Raw genomic sequence first — 18,572 nt, forward strand, 5'->3', positions numbered from 1 at the left:
GTATTCTGCAAAAATATACGAACGCAGTAATTATACGAAATCTGATTATACCGGCTCTGCTGACGGCACAGCTCCGGGGCGATTCTCCTGTGAGCGTGATGTCTTGGGGACGCCACCAACAGCCCTGGCCCTGGCTTCTGGCGGGTTCTCCAATCAGCATTGGACCCCTCCCGCACGTCTCCGCTTGCAGCCTTGTCAACTGGCTTGGGTTGGCCAAGCCAATCGTGTGTTTCGCTCTGACTCGATACCAACTCGAAATCTTCTGCTCACATTGTCCGTCTCTTGATGACAGGGTCTGCCTCTGATTCAGTAAGGGAACGCTGTCTTCTTGATCCTCGAACGAATGCCCTGTCGCCTACAGGTGGCTACCGTATCGGCGTGGAGCTTTGACTGCTCACGCTGTTCGCAGGAGAAGTGTTCACGGCCCACTGCGCTCGCCGCTCACGGTCGGAGGACTCCCTGCGGTCGCCCTCCCAGCTCGAATCTCGCAGTCCGCCCTCCCCGATTTGAACTTGCCGAGACAGTCCGGGCGTGCGACTCTCTTCGTTCGTCGTTCCGGGCTGTGACTCGTCTGCTCAAATCGGCTCGGTTGGACGTGCTTTCCGCTCACCAGTTGGCTCGCGGAAAAGCAGTCCGCCCTCCCCGATTTGAACGGGGGGCAAGTCGATCTACAGTCGACTGCTCTACCAGTCTGAGCTAAGGGCGGGCGCATAAAAATGTAGGATGGCTGGGCGACTTAACCATTATGCATTCAGGCCAGCAGCACAAGTCTGACGAGTGTCAGACATCCAGGGAAGATTGAAATGGGTGGGATGAATACCCTGAGATAACTCGATGAGCAAGATCACCTTTCGGGCGGACGACGAACTCATCACGCAGCTCGAAGAGTTCGACGCCTCGAAAAGTGAGGTCATGCGACAGGCCCTCCGAGAGTATCTCGACACCCACGGTGACGATGTTGTCGTCACTGAGGAACCCGACGACGCTGGGTCTGACCCTGACGCCGACTCGCTCGACCAACTGGTCACTGAGCGCGTCGACGCGATTATCGCTGACCGACTCGATGGCGCGTTTACGCCCGCACAGCCACAGGACGTGAACGTAAACATCTCGCTGGACGGCCAGTCTGGGGCCACAGCGGCCGAACCTGACGCACACGCACACGCGGAGTCTGACTCGTCACACACTGAGTCCAACGATGTGTCACACGAGTCGACAGGGAGTAAGACAGACGCGGGTGACAGTGAAAACGCGCGTGTACAACAGAGTACGACGTGCACGAAATGTGGCGAAAACGTCGAGCCGTCCCACGTTTACTGCCCAAACTGTGGTGAGAAAACATCCCACCGGGTCTTCTGTGAATGCGGTGATGAGATCCGGTCTGACTGGTCACACTGCCCCAGCTGTGGCCGCCGAACCCCCGCTGCGGACGTTCTCGACCAATCATGAAATGCCGTAAACGCGGCGTAGCGGCTGTTTACTCGGGTAAACGCTCCAGTGTCTTACGCTGACCGGTACTTTTATTACCCTTTGGTTTCTGGTTATGTCTGCGTAAGACGGTCGTCTTACACAGCGTGGGTCGATGTGACTGGCCCGCCGCCTTCTGGCGGTTCCGCTGTGTAAAACGCACGGGCGGGCTGTAAACTCCGTCCTCGTCTTACCACAGGGGAAACTAACAACAATGGAGCGTGTGACACTGCGGATTCCGAAAGAGCAGATCGAAGAGGTAGAGCAAATGGTCGACACCGGTGAGTATCCGAACCGGAGCGAAGCAATTCGCTCGGCGGTCCGAGAGATGCTCTCGGAGCAGGATACCGGCAAAGAACGACCGTCAGAAAAACGTAAACGGCGAAACAGCCAGCGGCAGAAAGACCGCTCGTGGGCTAAGGTGTAACGATGCAGGATATCGTCAACGAAGCCCTCGAACGTGATGAACAAGAGCAGAAACAGATGGATGATGCCGACGGCTTCGGCGATCCACGGATCGTCATCGTCGGCGCGGGCGGTGCCGGAAACAACACGGTCAATCGGCTGTACAACATCGGTGTCAACGGCGCAGAGACTATCGCGATCAACACCGACAAACAGCACCTGCAGATGATCGAAGCCGACACAAAGATTCTGGTCGGCAAATCCCTGACCAACGGTCTCGGTGCTGGCGGCGACCCATCGATGGGCGAGCGCGCAACCGAGATGGCGCAGGGAACGATCAAGGAGGTACTCGGCGAAGCGGACCTGGTGTTTGTCACCGCGGGCATGGGTGGCGGGACCGGGACCGGCGCGGCGCCGGTCGTCTCCAAGATCGCCAAAGAACAGGGTGCCATTGTCGTCGGGATGGTCTCGACGCCGTTCAACGTCGAGCGTGCCCGGACGGTCAAGGCCGAGGAAGGGCTCGAACGACTCCGCGAGGAAGCGGACTCGATCATCGTGCTCGACAACAATCGGCTGCTCGATTACGTCCCGAACCTCCCAATCGGCAAAGCCTTCTCGGTGATGGACCAGATCATCGCCGAAACGGTCAAGGGAATCTCCGAGACAATCACCCAGCCGTCGCTGATCAACCTGGACTACGCAGACATGACTTCGATTATGAACCAGGGCGGCGTCGCGGTGATGCTCGTCGGAGAAACACAAGACAAGAACAAGACCGAAGAGGTGGTCAAGGACGCGATGAACCATCCACTTCTGGATGTCGACTACCGCGGCGCGAGCGGCGGACTGGTCCACATCACTGGCGGACCCGACCTGACGCTGCAGGAGGCAGAGGGGATCGCCCAGAACATCACCGAACGACTCGAGGCGAACGCCAACGTCATCTGGGGCGCCCGGATTCAGGAAGCCTACAAAGGAAAAGTGCGGGTCATGGCTATCATGACCGGCGTCAAGAGCGCACAGGTGCTCGGCCCGACGACGCAGAAACAGGCCGACAAATCCCGGCAGGCAATCCAGGGCGTCGACGAGAGTGACGAGGCCTTCGACGCGTCCAACAACTTCCAGCAATCAAACCAGGAGTTCGGTGAGACTGACGGCGGCCACGAAGAAGTCGAAAAGCAGAACGGACTCGACGTCGTCCGAACTGAGTAACGAGTCACTGACTGCACTCCCTTTTATCTTCACTCGTTGCTTTCACACCGACCAGTGTGACGTGTGAGACAGAACAGTCGTTGTCTGACTTGGTGTGAGACAGTAGTAGTCCCCACGCAACTCCGGGGTTCGAGCGCCGATCAGACTGCTTCGAGTGTCTCCAGCAAGTCACACTTCCGACAGAATTCGCCGGTCGTTGGACTGCCGCAGTTCTCACACTCGTCGATGTCTGGTGAGCCGTCGCGATACGCAGCCGAAGCAAGCCCGGCAAGTTCCTCGTAGCCAGCCATAATCGAGTGTCGCGTTCCGGGGTGATTCTCTTCGAGTTCGTACAGCAGTTCCTGCACTTCGCCGCGGAAGGCTTCGTCAGCGTGGGGACACTCCGTCATATGCGCGGGGAGGTCACGGAGGTGTGCGTACAGCGCAACCTCCTTTTCGGGAACGTCTCGCAGTGGCTTGGCGCGGGGGATAAACTCCTCAGGTTCGTCGCGAGTCTGACTCGAATCAGCGCCATCGAACGGGCCGATACTCGAGTCGAACTGTTGTGACATTTTTCTGATATCTCCCTCGAAGAAATTCATGAGTGCCGTCTCGGCTTCGTCGTCAAGATTATGACCAGTCAGAAGCTTGTCAGCGTCGAACTCCTCCGCGTACTGGGAGAGAATGTCTCGTCGGAAGACCCCGCAGTACGCACAGGCCGCCATATTGTGTGGGTCGTCCTCGACAACATCGTCCATCTCGATACCGAACTCCTCGGCGTAGGAGACAGTTTCGTGGCGAATGTCAAGCGTCTCGGTCAGTTCCTCGCAGGCCTCGATGCTCTTGTCACGGTACCCCTCGATACCTTCGTGAATCGACAGCGCAATCAGTTCGACGCGGGGGTCTTTGGTGAAGGTTTCGTCGAGAATCTGTGTCAGCACGACACTGTCTTTGCCGCCAGAGAGGCCGATGACCCACGTTTCTGGGTCTTCGACGGTCGCGTCGTTGGGCAGCAGGTTGTCCTCGCGGACACGGCTCCGAACCCGTTTTTCGACCGAGGCACAGAAATGCTCCTCGCACATGTGCAGGCCGGAGTACGCGGCGTGCATCACTGCCTCGCCCGGACACTTGTCACACTCCATTGGCTCTGCGTAGTCGACTGTCTCGGTTGACCCTTTCGACTCTGGTGCACCATCGTTTTGTCTCCTGGCCTGCTACCGGACGCTATGGAGTCGTGGGACCGAGAACGGGCGATTGACCGTGTCGAGGCAGTCCTCGAAACCGTCGAGACTGAGCCAATGGCGGTCCCCGTGCGTGAGGTGTGGGTCTACGGCGACGTGGCACTCGGCCTCGACCCCGTCGAGCGCCTCGATATCTACCTGACGAAGGATATCCTCCTGCACGACGACGCCGACCGAGAAGCAGCGTTCGTCGAGGAGTACGGCATTCAGAGCGTCGGCAAGACCGTTCGCGCGGAGTGGGCTGACCAGTTCCCCGAGCACCTCCGCGCGACTGCTGGGGGCCACGCCGCGCCAGAGAAGTGTCTCGCTGCCCATTTGCTTGGAGACGAACCGGTCCACTTGGAGGTCTGCAATGCGAGTTTCGAGGACAACGTTCGCCAGCGACTCAAGGGGGCACTCGCCCAGGACAGCTACGAACAGATCCTCGATCCCCGCGGCGTCTGTCTCTGGAAAGAGGGGACTCGCTCCGAAGACGCCATCGAGAAACTTCGCGCCGGTGAACTCGTCTTTCCGACCCTCCCCGAGGCACTGGAGATGCTCGGTGCCGACTCTGACACTGCGAACGAGGCTGCCGAGGCACTCGCAGCGGCCCGCGAAACACAGGAAGGACAGTCGGTCCGTGGCGACGTGCTCTGATCAGACGGTGCCGACAGTCACGTAGAAGGGAATTGTCTCCGTCCGCTGGTACGATTCATCCTGAAGCTGTTCGATTGCCTCGCGCCCAATCGCTCGCCACTGTGCCCGCAGGTCGTCGAACTCGTCTGCTGTTGTCTCCCCAGCGAGAATCGTCTCGCGGTTGGTCTCGATTCCCGCACCGCTGGCTTTCCGGCGGATGGACTCGAGTGCCTGCTCGGAGTACGGCGGCTTGGTGATTCGCTGGTGGTCGTACCGTTCGACTCCAAGCACGTCCAGTTCCGCGGCCGCGAACAGGTCACTTGCCTCGCCCATCTTCACGTCAGTCTCGACGCCGTCGAAGTACAGCGAACGGGCGCGCTTGGCCAGCGCGGCTTCGCCCTCGACAGAGGACTCGACAGTGACAGCGCTGTTGTCAGGTTCGATGACGGCCACGCGGTCGCTGGAGACGCGAGCGAACTCTTCGAGTGCCCCAACAGGGTTGGGCAGGTTCACCAGCAACGCCTGGCAGACCACCAGGTCGAACGCTCCCGAGCGGAACGGAAGCCGCGTCGCGTCCCCGAGCGTTCGTGGTGGGTCGACGTGTTCGAGTAGTTCTCGGTCTGCGTCGACGGCGAGTACTTCGCCGGGCGTTTCGGCCCGCAGAACCTGCGTGAGTTCGCCGGTTCCAGCGCCGACATCGAGGACGCGCTCGCGGCTGTCCAGCGCGAGGTTAGCCAGCGCTGCCCGAGAATCGTCCCACATTCCCGCCCGGGTTGTCTCCAGATATTCGGCAGTGAACCGGCGCACAGCCTCCCTTGCCGACTGGTGAGTAAAAGAAGCCGGGTTCAGAACAACTCGCGAAGCGAGCCAGCGTCCTCCATTGCCGCCCCGAAGGCTGCTGCCATCTCGTTTCCGTCAGTGGTCTCAGCTTCGAGCGCTGCCGTGACAGCGTCTGGAAGCGCTGGCCGCGGCGCGGCCTCGTGGCGGCGAATTCGCTCGGTCTTTGCCGTCTGCTCGTGGACAGCCTGCAACATTGGCCGCCCGCGGAGATACTCGAACCGGTCGAGAATGAGCACGCCGCGCTCTGTGAATCCGTAGAACGTGCCGGGGAGGTCCCGCTGTTCCCCGCTCTCGCCGAGTTCGTAGCGCTCGAGCAGTCCCAGTTCTGAGAGTTCGCCGAGCTGGTCAATCACTGCTGACTCGCTTTTCTGACAGTAGTAGGCGAGTTCGGCCAGCGAGGGCAAGTGTTCAGGGTGGCCAAGCACCGTCTGGATGATTCGGTGGCGGGTCTCCTGTGCGAAGGCCGCGTGCAGTTCGCGCTGGGTCTCGAACGGCGAGAGGTGCTCGCCCGGCGGAATCTCGTCCATATCTCTACATTCTCCCGCAGTCTGAAATACTTTGGTACAACTAACTTGGTATAGCCAAGCTATAAAGGTGGCAGAATACAGGGCTCGCTGACACCGAGTCTCTCAGTAGTACTCTGCTGACCCAGAAACGGAGGCAGGGGTTTTAGGACGTTCAGGGTCGTTAGTACCCGAAGATGTCCGAACAGGAACACAGCGTACTCGAGAGCCTCGCCAGTTTACCGACACTGGCACACCCGACAGCGTCTCCGGACGGCGAAGCGGTCGCTGTCTACTACGACGTCACCGGGCGCAACGAACTGCACACAATCGACGCGGACACGGGCGAGCGAACACAGTGGAGCGAGGGGGAAGTGCCACGGAACGCTCGCTGGTATCTCGAGTGGGGGGCCGACGGCGATACCGTCTACTTCCACCTCGACGAGGGAGGCAACGAGCAAAACGACCTCCACGCCATCCACCGCGACGGCACCACCGAACCGGTCGTCGAGATGGATGGGCAAGTCGCGCTGCAGTCCGTCGGCGACGACGGCGAGACACTCATCGTCGGGTCGAGCCGTGACGGCCAGATGAACCTGTATCGCCACGACCTGCCTTCGGGAGAGACGACGAAGATTACCGACTACGAGCGCGCCGCTGGGGGCGCGACCCTGTCGCCGGACTGTACGCAGGTTGCGTACTCGACCAACGAGAGCGACGACTACGACAACCGCGATGTTTACATCGCCGACGTCGACGGCTCGAACCCGCGGAATCTCGAACTCGGCGAAGATGGTGCCGAGAGTGCGCCGGTCGACTGGGGGCCTGAGGGTGACCGACTGCTCGTCACTGACAACACGGCTGACCTCGGTCGAATCGGCGTCTACACTGTGGATGACGACGAGGTCCGCTGGCTCGGCGACGGAGAGTACGAGGAGTCTCCCGAGGCGTTCATGCCTGATGGTGACCGCGTGCTCGGCACACGCGTGCGCACCGCCGAGACAATTCCAATTGTCTACGACCTCGATACCGGCGAGGCGACTGAACTCGACCTGCCGGAGGGTGTGGCTTCGTTCGGCATGGCTGGTGACGCCGTCCTCGACGATGACCGCGTCGTCCTGACGTACACGACGCCAACGACCCGGCCCGAACTGGTCGCCTACAATGTCGAGACTCACGAGACAGAGACGCTGGTCGAACCCGAGTACGGCCCGTTCTCGCCGTCTGACTTCGCGGATACCGAGTACTTCCGAATCGAGTCCGATGGGATTCCAGACACTCGACAGGCTGCGCTCGAACACGACCCATACGACGAACTTGAGATTGAGGCGATGCTGTACGACTCTGGCGTTCGGCCGTCGCCACTCATCGTCAACCCGCACGGCGGTCCGCGTGCGCGAGATACGAAGTCGTTCGACCTCTACACGCAGGTGCTCGCCTCGCTTGGCTTTTCGGTGCTACAGGTCAACTACCGTGGCTCGACCGGCCGGGGCCGAGAGTTCGTCGAGGAGTTACTCGACGACTGGGGCGGCGCGGAACAGGGTGATGTCGCCATCGCGGCCGAGCACGTTCTCGCGGAGTACGACTGGCTCGACGAGGACAGCGTCGTCGTCTTTGGTGGCTCCTACGGCGGCTACTCGGCGTACTGGCAGATGGTCCAGTACCCCGACCTGTACGACGCTGGTGTGGCGTGGATTGGGCTGACCGACCTCAACGACATGTTCGAGAACACGATGCCACACTTCCGGACGGAACTGATGGAGAAGTACCTCGGCACGCCCGAGGAGAACCCCGAGCTGTACGAGCAGCGCTCGCCAATTGCTCACTACGAAAACCTCGACGCGCCGTTGTTCATGGTCCACGGCGTCAATGACCGCCGCGTTCCCGTCTCACAGGCACGCCTCTTCCGTGACGTGCTCGAAGACGCAGGCTACGAGGCCGGCGAAGACGGCGACTTCGAGTACCGCGAACTCGGCGAAGAGGGCCACGCCTCCTCGGACCAACAGCAGAAACTGCGGATGTTCGAGTCACTCGCCGATTTCCTCGACCGACGAATCGGCACCGAGCGAACGCTGTAAAATCAGGCGATTAGCGAACTGTCGTCGCTGCCGTAGACCCGCTCGGCGAACAACAGGGCGACCAGCGCGAAGATGATGACCGCGTAGGCGCTCGCGGCGAGCATCGCGTCCTCCAGAGTGGCGTACTCGCCGGTGCGGAAGATAATTGCCTTCCTGACCATCGCAATCACGCCCGTATAGATGACCAGCCTGACGATTCGGCGGGTATCACTCTCCTCGACGTAGGCGAGCACCGTCTGGTACACCTCGACGATAATCAGAAGCAACAGGCCCGTGTCGATAAAACCGATGACGACCAGCGGGTCGGTAATCGTTCCGTTCTGGACGGCATCAATAATCTGTAGCGTCAGGTCGATGACGCCGATAGCAAAGAGGATGGCAAAGACCGTCGCCGCGGCGAGTTCGGTGCCCCGGACGAAGGCGTTGACGAGTGCCGTGTACTTCTCGGAGATGACCTGTTCGAGGCCTCCGTTGATGCGGCCCGGCGTCCCTGCGTCGACGGTCTCTGCCTCCTCGGCCGAGGACTGTTCGCTATCTCCCATTGGCACGCACGTAGGCCGATTCTATACGTGGTTGACAACTCATCTACGATACTATTGGGCCTCGAAGGTATAATCTGTGGGGTGAATTATCACGTACCAGCAACGCAACTATTGGGTTGGTCTGTGTTTACTCTCGGAGTTCCTGCACTCGGCCGATATTCCACTCGTAGCTTTTGCCGTCCTCGGTCGGGGTCTCAAGAGCCAGCGGCACGTCACGAGTCGCCTCGTGGTTGAGGAAGGCCCGCATCCCGTCCTCGCCAATCTTCCCCTCGCCGATGTGGGCGTGTTCGTCTTTGTTGGTGCCGCAGTCGTGCTTGGAATCGTTCAGGTGAACGTACGCGAGCTTGTCGAAGCCAACCACTTCGTCGAACTCGGCGAGTGACTGTTCGACAGCCTCGGCCGAGGAGAGGTCATAGCCCGCGGCGAAGGCGTGGGCAGTGTCCAGACAGACCTCGATGTCGGCCTCGGTCCGTTCGATGACACCTGCGAGATGCTCGAACTCGCCGCCGAGTTTGGTTCCGCTGCCGGCGTCGGATTCTATCAACAGCGTCACGCCGTCGGGAATCTCCAGCGAGTCGACGACGGTGGCAGCATTGTCGAGTCCACCCTCGACGCCTGCGCCGGTGTGTGCGCCGAGGTGGACGTTGACGTACTCGACACCGAGTTGGTCGGCGGCGTCGAGTTCGGCCTGCATGCTCGAAAGTGATTTCTCCCGGAGGTCTTCTTTCGGCGTCGCGAGGTTGACGAGATACGCCGAGTGGATGACCCACGGGCCGACGCCGGCGTCGGTCGACCCATCTCTGAATCGCTCGGCTTCGTCGTCTTCAATCGAGGGTTCCTGCCAGACCTGCGGCGAGGTGGTGAAAATCTGTCCGCAGTTGCCGCCGACATCGAGCTGTCGCTGGACTGCGTTATCGACTCCGCCCGCCACCGAAACGTGTGCGCCTACCTGCATACTTACACAAGGCCGGCGGCGGGCATAGTGGCTTCGGCTTACGCAAGCGGGTCTGCCCGCTCACGGTTCCACGCCGACGAGTCGTATTTCTGCTCAGCAATCTCTCTGGCCCGGACGAGTTCGTCGTCCGTCCACTGACCAACGTCGGCGTCGGCCCACTCGCCGAGTGCGTCTTCGAGGTACTCGACAGCAGCCTCACGACTGATGGCGGTCTGCTCACGAATCGAGGTCACGCGCTCGCGGAACTGCTCGGCGTCCACATCCACGCCATCGAACACAGCGAGGTGTCGCTGCGGTTGCACTGCGTACGAGAGTGAGCCGTGCTGAATCACGGCGTCGCGCTGGCGGTACTGGGCGTTCCCGCTGATTTTCTGGCCGCCAGCAAGAATGTCGTGAGCCGGATTGATTGCCCGGAGATAGCAGGCTGGCTGATAGATTGCGTCGTGCTCGTTCTCCGCAAAGGAAGCGTCGACCCCCATGTGCTGGAAGGCGTCGAGGAGTGGCTCACAGAGCAGTTCGTAGGAGTCCATCAGGTCGCCGGGCAACTCTTCGGCCGGAGCGATAATCGAGTAGGAGATGTCGCCGTCGTGGTCGTGGTAGATGCCGCCGCCGCCGGTCTGTCGGCGCGTGACGGTGACTCCCTCGTTCTCGCAGTACTCCCAGTCAATAGAGTCGAGAGATTGTCGATACCCTGCGCTGAGTGTGCTCGGCGTCCAGCGATAGACGCGCACCGTCCGCGGGCCGCCTGCTGCTGCTGTTTCGGCGGCAACCTCGTCCAGCGCCATCTGCATCGGCCCTGAATACTCTTGCTCGGGAATTAACCGCCAGTCCCGGTCAGCGAGCGTGGTCATACCCCCAATACGAGGGCACCTCTCAAAGGCGTGTCTCCGCCGACCGAAAGCCGCAAATCCTCTCCGGGGCAGGTATTCGATATGACCGAGTTCAACTACGAGACTGAAATCGATGTTCGCTTTCGTGACCTCGACTCGATGGGCCACGTCAACAACGCTGTCTACGCGACGTTTCTGGAACACGCCCGCACGCTGTACATGGACGACGTCTTCGGCGACCGACCGGAGGAAATCAACGTTGCGCTGGTCAACCTCGAAATCGACTTCCGCCGGCAGGTCCGCTTTCGCGAGACGGTCACCGTCGGCGTCGGCGTCACCGAAATCGGAGAATCGAGCGCGACCATGGCCTACGAGGTGACGACCGGCGACGAACTCGCGGCGACGGGCGAGACGGTGCTGGTTGCAATCGACGACGAGGGCAACTCCCGGCCCCTGCCCGACGCGATTCGCGAGGGCATCCGCGAGTTCGAGGACCTCTAGCGCCCGGCGCATTTTTTACTCCGTGGGTGCGTGGGCTCGTGTATGCCACGGGGGATTCTCGTACCCAACGACGAGCCAGATGTCGCATCGTTCGCCCAACGCGCCGAATCACTCGGCTACGACTCGCTGTGGACCGGCGAGTTGTGGACCCGCGACGGGTTCATCGCGTTGACAGAGGCCGCCACAGAGACCGAAACCATCGACCTCGGAACAGCAATCGCCAACGTCTACGGCCGCTCGCCCGCGACGCTCGCGCAGGCGGCAGCGACACTTGACCGTGTCTCGGGCGGCCGCGCCCGACTCGGCCTCGGCACCTCGACCCGGAAGGCAGTCGAAGACCTCCACGGGATGTCCTTCGACAATCCTGCCCGACGGCTCCACGAGACAGCGGAACTCGCCGGGAAGTTTCTCCACGACCCCGGCCGAGTTTCCTACGACGGCGAGTACTTCGAGGTCGCTGACTTTCCAGCGCTGGGTGCAGACGTGCCGGTGTACACGGCGGCGCTGGGGCCAGCAACGCGGCGGGCAACTGGCCGCGTCGCTGACGGCTGGCTGCCACACAACGTTCCGTTCGGCCGGCTCGAAGACGCCTTCGAGACCATCGCGGAGACGGCCCGCGAACAGGACCGTGACCCCGAGGAAATCAGCGTTGCACCGTACATTCCCGCCGCAGCTAGCGACGACCCACAGCGAGCGCGGGAGACAATCCGGGGCCACGTCGCCTACTACGTCGGCAGCGGCGATGGGTACCGCCGGGCAGTCGCCCAGCAGTTCCCCGACGCCGCCGAGGTTGTCGCGGACGCGTGGGCGGACGGCGAACGCGAGCGCGCACGCGGAGAAGTGACTGAAGAGATGGTCGCCGCGCTGGGCGTTGCAGGAACTCCCGACGAAGCCCGCGAGCAGTTCGAAGACCTCGAAGCGATGGAGGTCATCGACGACGCGCTGGTCGTCATTCCGAACTCGACACCACAGAAAATCAAGCAGCAAACCGTCGAGACGCTGGCCCCGCAGTAGGTCAGCGGTGGCTGTACATCCCGGCTTCCGGCTTGGAGTCGGTGTAGCTCAGGAGTCCACCGGCGAGCACACAGAGGCCGGCGAGCAGCGTCACATACACCCCGACGCTGGGTGAGAGGTCACCTGCGCCAACGACGCCGAAGCCTTCGGCGAGCGTGTAGCCTGCGATTCCGGTGGCCACGACCCCAAGTGCGATTGCGATCAACTGCGCCGACGCGGTCCAGTCGGCGACATACAGCAGTCCAACAACGAGGATACCGACCAACAGTGCGACAATCTCTCGGGGCAATTCAAGCCCGGCACCGGAACTCCCCCACGGTAGTACTGCGCCGACAACGGCGAGTAAACCGCCGAGGAGAACGAGCTTCTCACCGATCGATAACTCAGCAAGACCCATGGGGTCTGGTTCCGAACCGCCGCACTAAACGCTTACTACACGCTTGGAATCTTAGTTGGGAAATACTCCGGCGGTTGGGTAACTGCGGACAACCAGAAAGCCCCGGCGTGCTACGCTCCCGGGCCTCGCTGCGCGCGCTTCGCGTGCTTGCGTCGGCCGGGTTCGCGTAGCCCGCCGCCCCTTTCAGTCCCACCCTGTTGCTTGTGTCGCAGGCCACCGCGGGTGGGACTGAAAGGGGCCGTCCGTTCGAGGAAGGCGGACGAAGCAAGCACCTACTGGAGCGCAGCGAGGGTCACGCGAACGGCGTGAGCGTGACCTCGACAGGCGAGCGGAGCGAGTCTGTCGGTGCCCCCGACTCGAACGGACGGGGGCTTTCTGGTTCTGTACACCCACAACTCAACAGTCCTTCACTACATCCACACCTAAACATCAAACTCGTCATAGCAAGCGTGTCCGTGAAGTACGTCGGGACGTACTAGAGGGTAATGTCTGATACAGGGGGTCCACTGTCACCCGACCGACCCGACGAAGCGGGGCGGTTCCGCGTCGACGCGCCCTTCGAACCCGCCGGTGACCAGCCTGCCGCAATCGAACAACTCGTCTCCGGCTTCGAGCAGGGAATGGACAAACAGACCCTGCTCGGGGTGACGGGGTCGGGGAAGACCAACACCGTCTCGTGGGTGCTCGAAGAGATTCAAAAACCGACGCTCGTCATTGCACACAACAAGACACTCGCCGCACAGCTGTACGAAGAATTCCGCGAACTGTTTCCGGACAATGCCGTCGAATATTTCGTTTCCTACTACGACTACTACCAGCCCGAGGCCTACGTCGAACAGACTGACAAATACATCGAGAAAGACGCCTCGATTAACGACGAAATCGACCGCTTGCGCCACTCTGCAACTCGCTCGCTGCTCACTCGTGACGACGTAATCGTGGTCGCGTCAGTGTCGGCCATCTACGGGCTGGGTGACCCACAGAACTACGTCGATATGTCCCTGCGACTGGAGCAAGGCCAACAGATCGACCGCGAGGAACTGCTCGGCCAACTCGTCGACCTGAACTACGAACGCAACGACGTCGACTTCACGCAGGGGACGTTTCGCGTCCGCGGCGATACCGTCGAAATCTACCCGATGTACGGTCGGTATGCCGTTCGCGTCGAGATGTGGGGCGACGAAATCGACCGCCTGCGCAAGGTTGACCCGCTGGAGGGTGAGATTGTCAGCGACGAACCCGCAGTGCTCGTCCACCCCGCAGAACACTACTCGATTCCCGAACAACGGCTCGAACGAGCGATCAAAGAAATCGAAGACCTGCTCGAGGACCGCATTAGCTACTTCGAGCGCGCGGGTGACCTGGTGGCGGCCCAGCGAATCGAGGAGCGCACCCGATTCGACCTGGAAATGCTCGAAGAGACAGGCTATTGCTCGGGTATCGAGAACTACTCGGTTCACCTTTCGGACCGCGAGACTGGCGAAGCGCCGTTCACGCTGCTCGATTACTTCCCCGACGACTTCCTCACTGTCGTCGACGAATCTCACCAGACACTGCCACAGATTCGCGGCCAGTTCGAGGGCGATAAATCCCGCAAGGAATCACTCGTCGAGAACGGCTTCCGACTGCCGACAGCCTTCGACAACCGCCCGCTGACCTTCGAGGAGTTCGAGGACAAAACCGACAAGACGCTGTACGTCTCCGCGACGCCCGGCGACTACGAACGGGAGAACTCCGACCAGATTGTCGAACAGATTGTCCGTCCGACCTACCTCGTCGACCCCGGAATCGAGGTGGCCGACGTGGAGGGGCAGGTGTCGGATATTATCGAGCGACTGGAAGCGCTGCCCGACGACGAGCGCGCGCTGGTGACGACACTCACAAAGCGGATGGCCGAAGACCTCACGGAGTATCTCAGCGAGGCAGGTATCGACGTGGCGTATATGCACGACGAGACTGACACACTGGAGCGACACGAACTGATCCGCCAGCTTCGGCTGGGCGAACTCGACGCTATCGTCGGGATTAATCTCCTCCGAGAGGGCCTTGACATTCCCGAGGTTTCCCTCGTGGGTATCCTCGACGCCGACCAGGAGGGCTTCCTGCGCTCTGAGACGATGCTCGTCCAGACGATGGGCCGGGCCGCCCGAAACGTCAACGGTAAGGTGGTGCTGTACGCCGAGGAACCGAGCGCGGCGATGGACTCCGCAATCGAGGAGACAAAGCGCCGCCGCCGGATTCAACGGGAGTTCAACGAAGAACACGGTCACACACCTGCGACAATCGACAAAGAAGTCGGGCAGACGAACCTTCCCGGCAGCGAGACCGAAACCGGCGAGGCAGCCTCGATGGACCCCGAGGACGCCGAGGAGGCTGCCCGTGCAATCGCAGAACTCGAAGGGCGCATGGAGGAGGCAGCGGACAACCTCGAATTCGAGCTTGCGGCAGATATTCGTGACCGAATTCGCCAACTTAGGCAGGACCACGACATAAACGGCGACGACGAGGGTGTCCCGGCCCCCGACATCGAGTAACTTATGTCAGATAATCTTAAATACTTTCAATACCGCCCACCGGCCTTACAGTAGGCATGGAGCGTCGTGACGCCTATGGTGGGGCAATCGCCATGGCTGGACTTGTGCTCGGAGCGATCCAGCTCGTGCAAGGTGGACAACAAATTTCGTCACTCACTGGTCTCTCGCAGTCGGAGTTGGTGATCGTTTTTGCGTTCGAGACAGTTCCGTTTGCCATCATCGGGCTGAGTCTCGTCTACGTCGGCTACTGGCTAACCGACCAACCGGGCTTCGAGCCAGACCTCTCTCGGATTCTCGCGTGGGCAGCCGGGAGCGCAGTGCTGTTCGCCTCGATTGCGGCCCTCATCCTGTTTAGCCAGCAGGTTACACTCAATACCCTCGCACAGGGGCAGTATATCACGATGAATCTCGTCACCGTCGGCACGGTGGTCGGCGCGCTCGTTGGCGTCTACGACGCACAGAGCCGACTCCGCCAGCGCGAACTCGAAGCCGAGCGCGACCGAATCGAAGCCTTCGCTGGCAAAGCCGCCGACATCAACAACTACGGCCGAGAACTCAACCGAACGCGGTCGGTCGACGAGGTCAGCGCACTCTGTATCGAAGCGATCCAGACGTTGCTTGGACTGACAGAAACCGCTCTCATTGCCGTCGACGGCGAGGAAGCAACTGTTATCGACAGCACAATTATCAACGCCGACCGCGCGGCGCTGGTTTCCCTCGCCCGCGAGGGAGTGGCCCAAGAGCAGGCAGAGGCGGTCGTCCGCGAAGACGCACCGACTGAAGACCGACTGCTCTCGATGCTCGTCACGGCTCACGACGACAGTGGGATTATCCTCCTCGCACCGGCGAGTGGGACCGACGGGTTCGACGAGGAGGACCTGCAGTTGCTGGAGTTACTCGTCTCACACGCCGGGACAGCGCTGGACCGGATTCACGACACCGCCCAACAGGAAGCCTCGGCCTGACTCACTCGCTGCCCTGCAAGGCAAGCGACCGACAGAGCGCGTCAGCCCCGTCTCGCTCGTGAATCCGGCGCTGGCGAGTTGCACCGCTTTCGGCTTCGTACAGCTCACGCAGACCAGATACACCGAGCCGGTCGGTCTCTCGTTCAACAAATTCTCCAAGCGAAATCGTTCCCTCGGCCGTCTGGTCGATAAAGGAGGCGTCGTAGCCGTGGCGGATGGCACGCCACTTGTTCTCGTCGAGCATTTCCCGCCGGTGTCGATGGCCCGTTTCGCCGTCCTCGTATCGCGCACAGAGGTCGAGGACGAGTGCGTGGACGTACTCGACGAAGGCGAGGACAACGTCGGGGTCGTGCTGGCCGTCCGGCGTTCGCACCTCGACGGTGCCGTGTGCGGAGTGGGGCCGCACGTCGTACCACAGTTCACCTCGGTCGTCGATGGCGTCAGTTTCGAGCATCCGGCGCTCGAAGCGGTCGAACTCCTCGTAGGAGTCAAACACTGTCGGCATCCCCGTGTTGGGAAGCCCCTCGAAGATTTTCGCACGAGCAGAGTGTAAGCCGGTATCGAAGCCGTTCCAGTACGGCGAGTTTGCCGACAGCGCGAGCAGCGGCGGCAGATACCAGCGAAGTTCGTTTGCGACCCAGACGGCCTTGTCTGCGTCGTCGACGCCAACGTGGATGTGGAGGCCGGCGGTCGTATTTCTGTGCTGTGGGTACTGGATGCGGTCGAGTTGGGATTTGTAGCGTGGCTTCTCGGCGTGTTCGAGTTCGCGCCAGCGAGCCAGCGGATGGAGTCCTGCCGCCGCGATACCGTAGCCGTGTTCCTCGGCGTGGTCGAGCAGCGCGTCGCGGATCGCGAGCAGGTGTGTTTCGGCGTTGTCGACCTCCTCGATCAGCGGGGTCTGTGTCTCGATGACGAACTTGAACAGTTCGTGGTCGAGTCGGTCTTCGAGTATCTCCGGCGGCGTCGACCCGTAGACCAGGTCATCCGTTCCGGAAGTTGGCCGACCCTCACTGTCGACGACGAAACACTCCTCTTCGATTCCGAGTGTGCCCATCCGACTGAAATTCTCTGCGTCGCCGCGGTCCATCTGTTCTCTCACTGGTTGTGCGCCGCCCGGCTAAAACATTCCCCTCCGGCGTCGCTACTCCTCACGCCAGACGCCCGGTTCGATAAACTGCTCTGACAGGCGACGCCGGTTACGCTCGGCCAGTTCTCTCCACTCCGCCAGTCCTGTCTCAATTTGGGCTGGGTCGAAACCGATTACGTCGCCGACAGCGCGCAGTTCCCGCGGTGCGCGCAACTGAAGATGTGAGTACGGGTCGGCGCTGACGACGTAGTCGGTATCGTGGGCCTCGACAATCTCACGCAGTTTCCGGAGTTGGCGAAGTCGACGGACACGGCTGCCGCCAGAATCACGGAGCACGTCTGCGAAGTTGAACTCGACCCGGACCCCGTTTCTGCTGGCAGCCTTCGCCAGCACGTGATTGAAATCGCCGTCGCCAACCATCGGGTGCGCGAGCACATCGACCATTGGCTGTTCGACCGCAAAGCGATTGATTTCGGGTGTGCCGCCGTGGACCGCGACAATCTGCTGGTGGTCGCGGTGTGAACTGACGAAGCCACTCGCCTGTGCGGGGTCGTCGGCCCGAATCTCCACGCCCGGCACGATGTCGATTCCGTAGGTCTCCGCAATCGTCTCTGGGTCGTAGGAGGCGGGGTCGTCGCCGTGATTGCGGACGACCAGCCCCTCGAAGCCGTATTCGCTGGCCGTCAGCGCCAGCCGTGCAACGGTGCTCGTCCCGTCCGGGTGGGCGTGGACGGCCTCGTACATCACAACTCCGAGAGTAGCTCTTCGACGTTCTCGACTGCCGATTCCTTCTTCGCGGGGTAGGCCTCGACCTTGCCCCGGACGGTGATACCATCACCGAGTTCGACGCGGCCGTTGAACGCCGCCTGTTTGTCGAGCGTGAGGAACAACTCGCAGTTTTCGGTGACGCGCTCGTCGAGTTCGTCGACGACTCGTGAGAAGTCCTCGTCCGCGAGGTCACCGAGCGCGTCGATCACGGCTCGCATCCCGCTTGCGCTCTCGACTCTGGCAGAGAGCACCAGAATTCGGTCGCCGTAGTGACCGTCTGATTTTGCGCGCTGGATCTCGAACTCCTCGGGCAAAAAGAGTCGCAGGGCGTCTTCGACCCGCTTGTCGTCCTCCGTCACGTAACAGAAGGCTCTGATATCGACGTAGTGAAGCGGGATCGAAGCCATCGCGTTACTCGGCCGCTTCGAGATTGTCTTCGGGGATGCCCGCTTCCTGTCCGTCCTCGAAGCTAATCGTGTAGTTCTCGTCGCCAAACATCGTCTCCGAGACTCGGGTAATCTCGCCGGTCTCGCCGTCGTACTCGCTGTGCTCGTCGTGGAGAATCACGTGGTCTCCTTTCTCGAAGCTCATACCCCAGCGTTGACGACCGGTAGGTAAAAATCGACTGCATTGCTTACG

20 protein-coding genes and 1 tRNA gene are annotated in these 18,572 nt (G+C 61.3%); 9 read left to right on the forward strand and 12 right to left on the reverse strand.

The window, feature by feature from the left end; translation table 11 throughout:
• Window positions 1-632: 632 nt before the first annotated feature.
• A tRNA-Tyr gene (locus tag ACMGFM_RS12535) sits at window positions 633-706 on the reverse strand.
• Window positions 707-834: 128 nt separating this feature from the next.
• On the opposite strand from ACMGFM_RS12535, the gene ACMGFM_RS12540 reads away from it, so the two are divergent.
• From ACMGFM_RS12540 to ftsZ, 3 genes are all read left to right on the forward strand, one after another.
• Window positions 835-1,449, forward strand: coding sequence for a double zinc ribbon domain-containing protein (locus ACMGFM_RS12540; protein ID WP_436902976.1), 615 nt, complete (start codon window positions 835-837; stop codon window positions 1,447-1,449).
• Between the two features lie 232 nt (window positions 1,450-1,681).
• Window positions 1,682-1,894, forward strand: coding sequence for a transcriptional regulator CdrS (gene cdrS, locus ACMGFM_RS12545; protein ID WP_436902977.1), 213 nt, complete (start codon window positions 1,682-1,684; stop codon window positions 1,892-1,894).
• A gap of 2 nt (window positions 1,895-1,896) precedes the next feature.
• Window positions 1,897-3,084 carry a cell division protein FtsZ gene (gene ftsZ, locus ACMGFM_RS12550; RefSeq protein WP_436902978.1) on the forward strand — a complete coding sequence of 396 codons (1,188 nt, stop codon included), beginning with the start codon at window positions 1,897-1,899 and terminating at the stop codon, window positions 3,082-3,084.
• A 140-nt stretch (window positions 3,085-3,224) separates the two neighbouring features.
• On the opposite strand, the gene ncsA is transcribed toward ftsZ, so the two are convergent.
• Entirely contained in the window at window positions 3,225-4,205 is a 981-nt protein-coding gene (ncsA, locus tag ACMGFM_RS12555; protein WP_436902979.1) for a tRNA 2-thiolation protein NcsA, read from the reverse strand.
• An 84-nt stretch (window positions 4,206-4,289) separates the two neighbouring features.
• Between ncsA and ACMGFM_RS12560 the strand changes: the two genes are divergently transcribed.
• Window positions 4,290-4,940, forward strand: coding sequence for a DUF7095 family protein (locus ACMGFM_RS12560; RefSeq protein ID WP_436902980.1), 651 nt, complete (start codon window positions 4,290-4,292; stop codon window positions 4,938-4,940).
• On the opposite strand, the gene ACMGFM_RS12565 is transcribed toward ACMGFM_RS12560, so the two are convergent.
• Together ACMGFM_RS12565 and ACMGFM_RS12570 are read right to left on the reverse strand one after the other, a co-directional pair.
• Window positions 4,941-5,726 carry a class I SAM-dependent methyltransferase gene (locus ACMGFM_RS12565; protein ID WP_436902981.1) on the reverse strand — a complete coding sequence of 262 codons (786 nt, stop codon included), beginning with the start codon at window positions 5,724-5,726 and terminating at the stop codon, window positions 4,941-4,943.
• A 38-nt stretch (window positions 5,727-5,764) separates the two neighbouring features.
• Window positions 5,765-6,286: an ArsR family transcriptional regulator gene (locus tag ACMGFM_RS12570; RefSeq protein WP_436902983.1), complete on the reverse strand. Its 522-nt coding sequence runs from the start codon at window positions 6,284-6,286 to the stop codon at window positions 5,765-5,767.
• 173 nt (window positions 6,287-6,459) lie between these two features.
• On the opposite strand from ACMGFM_RS12570, the gene ACMGFM_RS12575 reads away from it, so the two are divergent.
• A complete protein-coding gene (locus ACMGFM_RS12575) occupies window positions 6,460-8,340 on the forward strand; it encodes a S9 family peptidase (RefSeq protein WP_436902984.1) in 1,881 nt (626 codons plus the stop codon).
• Between the two features lie 2 nt (window positions 8,341-8,342).
• Here ACMGFM_RS12575 and ACMGFM_RS12580 read toward each other — a convergent pair whose 3' ends face one another.
• The 3 genes from ACMGFM_RS12580 to ACMGFM_RS12590 all read right to left on the reverse strand — a co-directional run bounded on the left by ACMGFM_RS12580 (window position 8,343) and on the right by ACMGFM_RS12590 (window position 10,688).
• Window positions 8,343-8,882: a phosphate-starvation-inducible PsiE family protein gene (locus ACMGFM_RS12580; protein WP_436902985.1), complete on the reverse strand. Its 540-nt coding sequence runs from the start codon at window positions 8,880-8,882 to the stop codon at window positions 8,343-8,345.
• Window positions 8,883-9,009: 127 nt separating this feature from the next.
• Window positions 9,010-9,837 (reverse strand): deoxyribonuclease IV, encoded by an 828-nt coding sequence (locus ACMGFM_RS12585; RefSeq protein ID WP_436902986.1) that lies wholly within the window; start codon window positions 9,835-9,837, stop codon window positions 9,010-9,012.
• Between the two features lie 38 nt (window positions 9,838-9,875).
• Window positions 9,876-10,688: a lipoate--protein ligase family protein gene (locus ACMGFM_RS12590; protein ID WP_436902987.1), complete on the reverse strand. Its 813-nt coding sequence runs from the start codon at window positions 10,686-10,688 to the stop codon at window positions 9,876-9,878.
• An 81-nt stretch (window positions 10,689-10,769) separates the two neighbouring features.
• Here ACMGFM_RS12590 and ACMGFM_RS12595 point away from each other — a divergent pair, with 81 nt between their 5' ends.
• Window positions 10,770-11,168 (forward strand): acyl-CoA thioesterase, encoded by a 399-nt coding sequence (locus ACMGFM_RS12595; RefSeq protein ID WP_436902988.1) that lies wholly within the window; start codon window positions 10,770-10,772, stop codon window positions 11,166-11,168.
• A gap of 42 nt (window positions 11,169-11,210) precedes the next feature.
• Complete coding sequence (locus ACMGFM_RS12600) at window positions 11,211-12,182, forward strand: LLM class flavin-dependent oxidoreductase (protein WP_436902989.1); 972 nt, start codon at window positions 11,211-11,213, stop codon at window positions 12,180-12,182.
• 1 nt (window position 12,183) lies between these two features.
• Here the strand turns inward: ACMGFM_RS12600 and ACMGFM_RS12605 are convergent, their stop codons facing one another.
• The gene (locus tag ACMGFM_RS12605) at window positions 12,184-12,579 is read right to left on the reverse strand and encodes a hypothetical protein (RefSeq protein ID WP_436902990.1); all 396 of its coding nucleotides are present in this window, start codon (window positions 12,577-12,579) and stop codon (window positions 12,184-12,186) included.
• Between the two features lie 485 nt (window positions 12,580-13,064).
• On the opposite strand from ACMGFM_RS12605, the gene uvrB reads away from it, so the two are divergent.
• Entirely contained in the window at window positions 13,065-15,113 is a 2,049-nt protein-coding gene (uvrB, locus tag ACMGFM_RS12610; RefSeq protein ID WP_436902991.1) for an excinuclease ABC subunit UvrB, read from the forward strand.
• A gap of 56 nt (window positions 15,114-15,169) precedes the next feature.
• Complete coding sequence (locus ACMGFM_RS12615; protein WP_436902992.1) at window positions 15,170-16,078, forward strand: GAF domain-containing protein; 909 nt, start codon at window positions 15,170-15,172, stop codon at window positions 16,076-16,078.
• 1 nt (window position 16,079) lies between these two features.
• On the opposite strand, the gene ACMGFM_RS12620 is transcribed toward ACMGFM_RS12615, so the two are convergent.
• From ACMGFM_RS12620 to ACMGFM_RS12635, 4 genes are read right to left on the reverse strand one after another with little or no spacing between them, the layout of a single operon-like run.
• Complete coding sequence (locus tag ACMGFM_RS12620; protein WP_436902993.1) at window positions 16,080-17,165, reverse strand: glutamate--cysteine ligase; 1,086 nt, start codon at window positions 17,163-17,165, stop codon at window positions 16,080-16,082.
• A gap of 54 nt (window positions 17,166-17,219) precedes the next feature.
• Window positions 17,220-17,909 (reverse strand): RNase P subunit p30 family protein, encoded by a 690-nt coding sequence (locus ACMGFM_RS12625; protein ID WP_436902994.1) that lies wholly within the window; start codon window positions 17,907-17,909, stop codon window positions 17,220-17,222.
• Window positions 17,909-18,340, reverse strand: coding sequence for an RNA-binding protein (locus tag ACMGFM_RS12630; protein WP_436902995.1), 432 nt, complete (start codon window positions 18,338-18,340; stop codon window positions 17,909-17,911). The genes ACMGFM_RS12625 and ACMGFM_RS12630 overlap by 1 nt, the downstream gene beginning before the upstream one ends.
• Before the next feature lie 4 nt (window positions 18,341-18,344).
• Window positions 18,345-18,524 carry a DUF1918 domain-containing protein gene (locus ACMGFM_RS12635; RefSeq protein ID WP_436902996.1) on the reverse strand — a complete coding sequence of 60 codons (180 nt, stop codon included), beginning with the start codon at window positions 18,522-18,524 and terminating at the stop codon, window positions 18,345-18,347.
• Window positions 18,525-18,572 lie beyond the last annotated feature (48 nt).

It is taken from the genome of Halovenus halobia, from assembly GCF_051414135.1.
Taxonomy (GTDB): Archaea; Halobacteriota; Halobacteria; order Halobacteriales; family Haloarculaceae; genus Halovenus; species Halovenus halobia.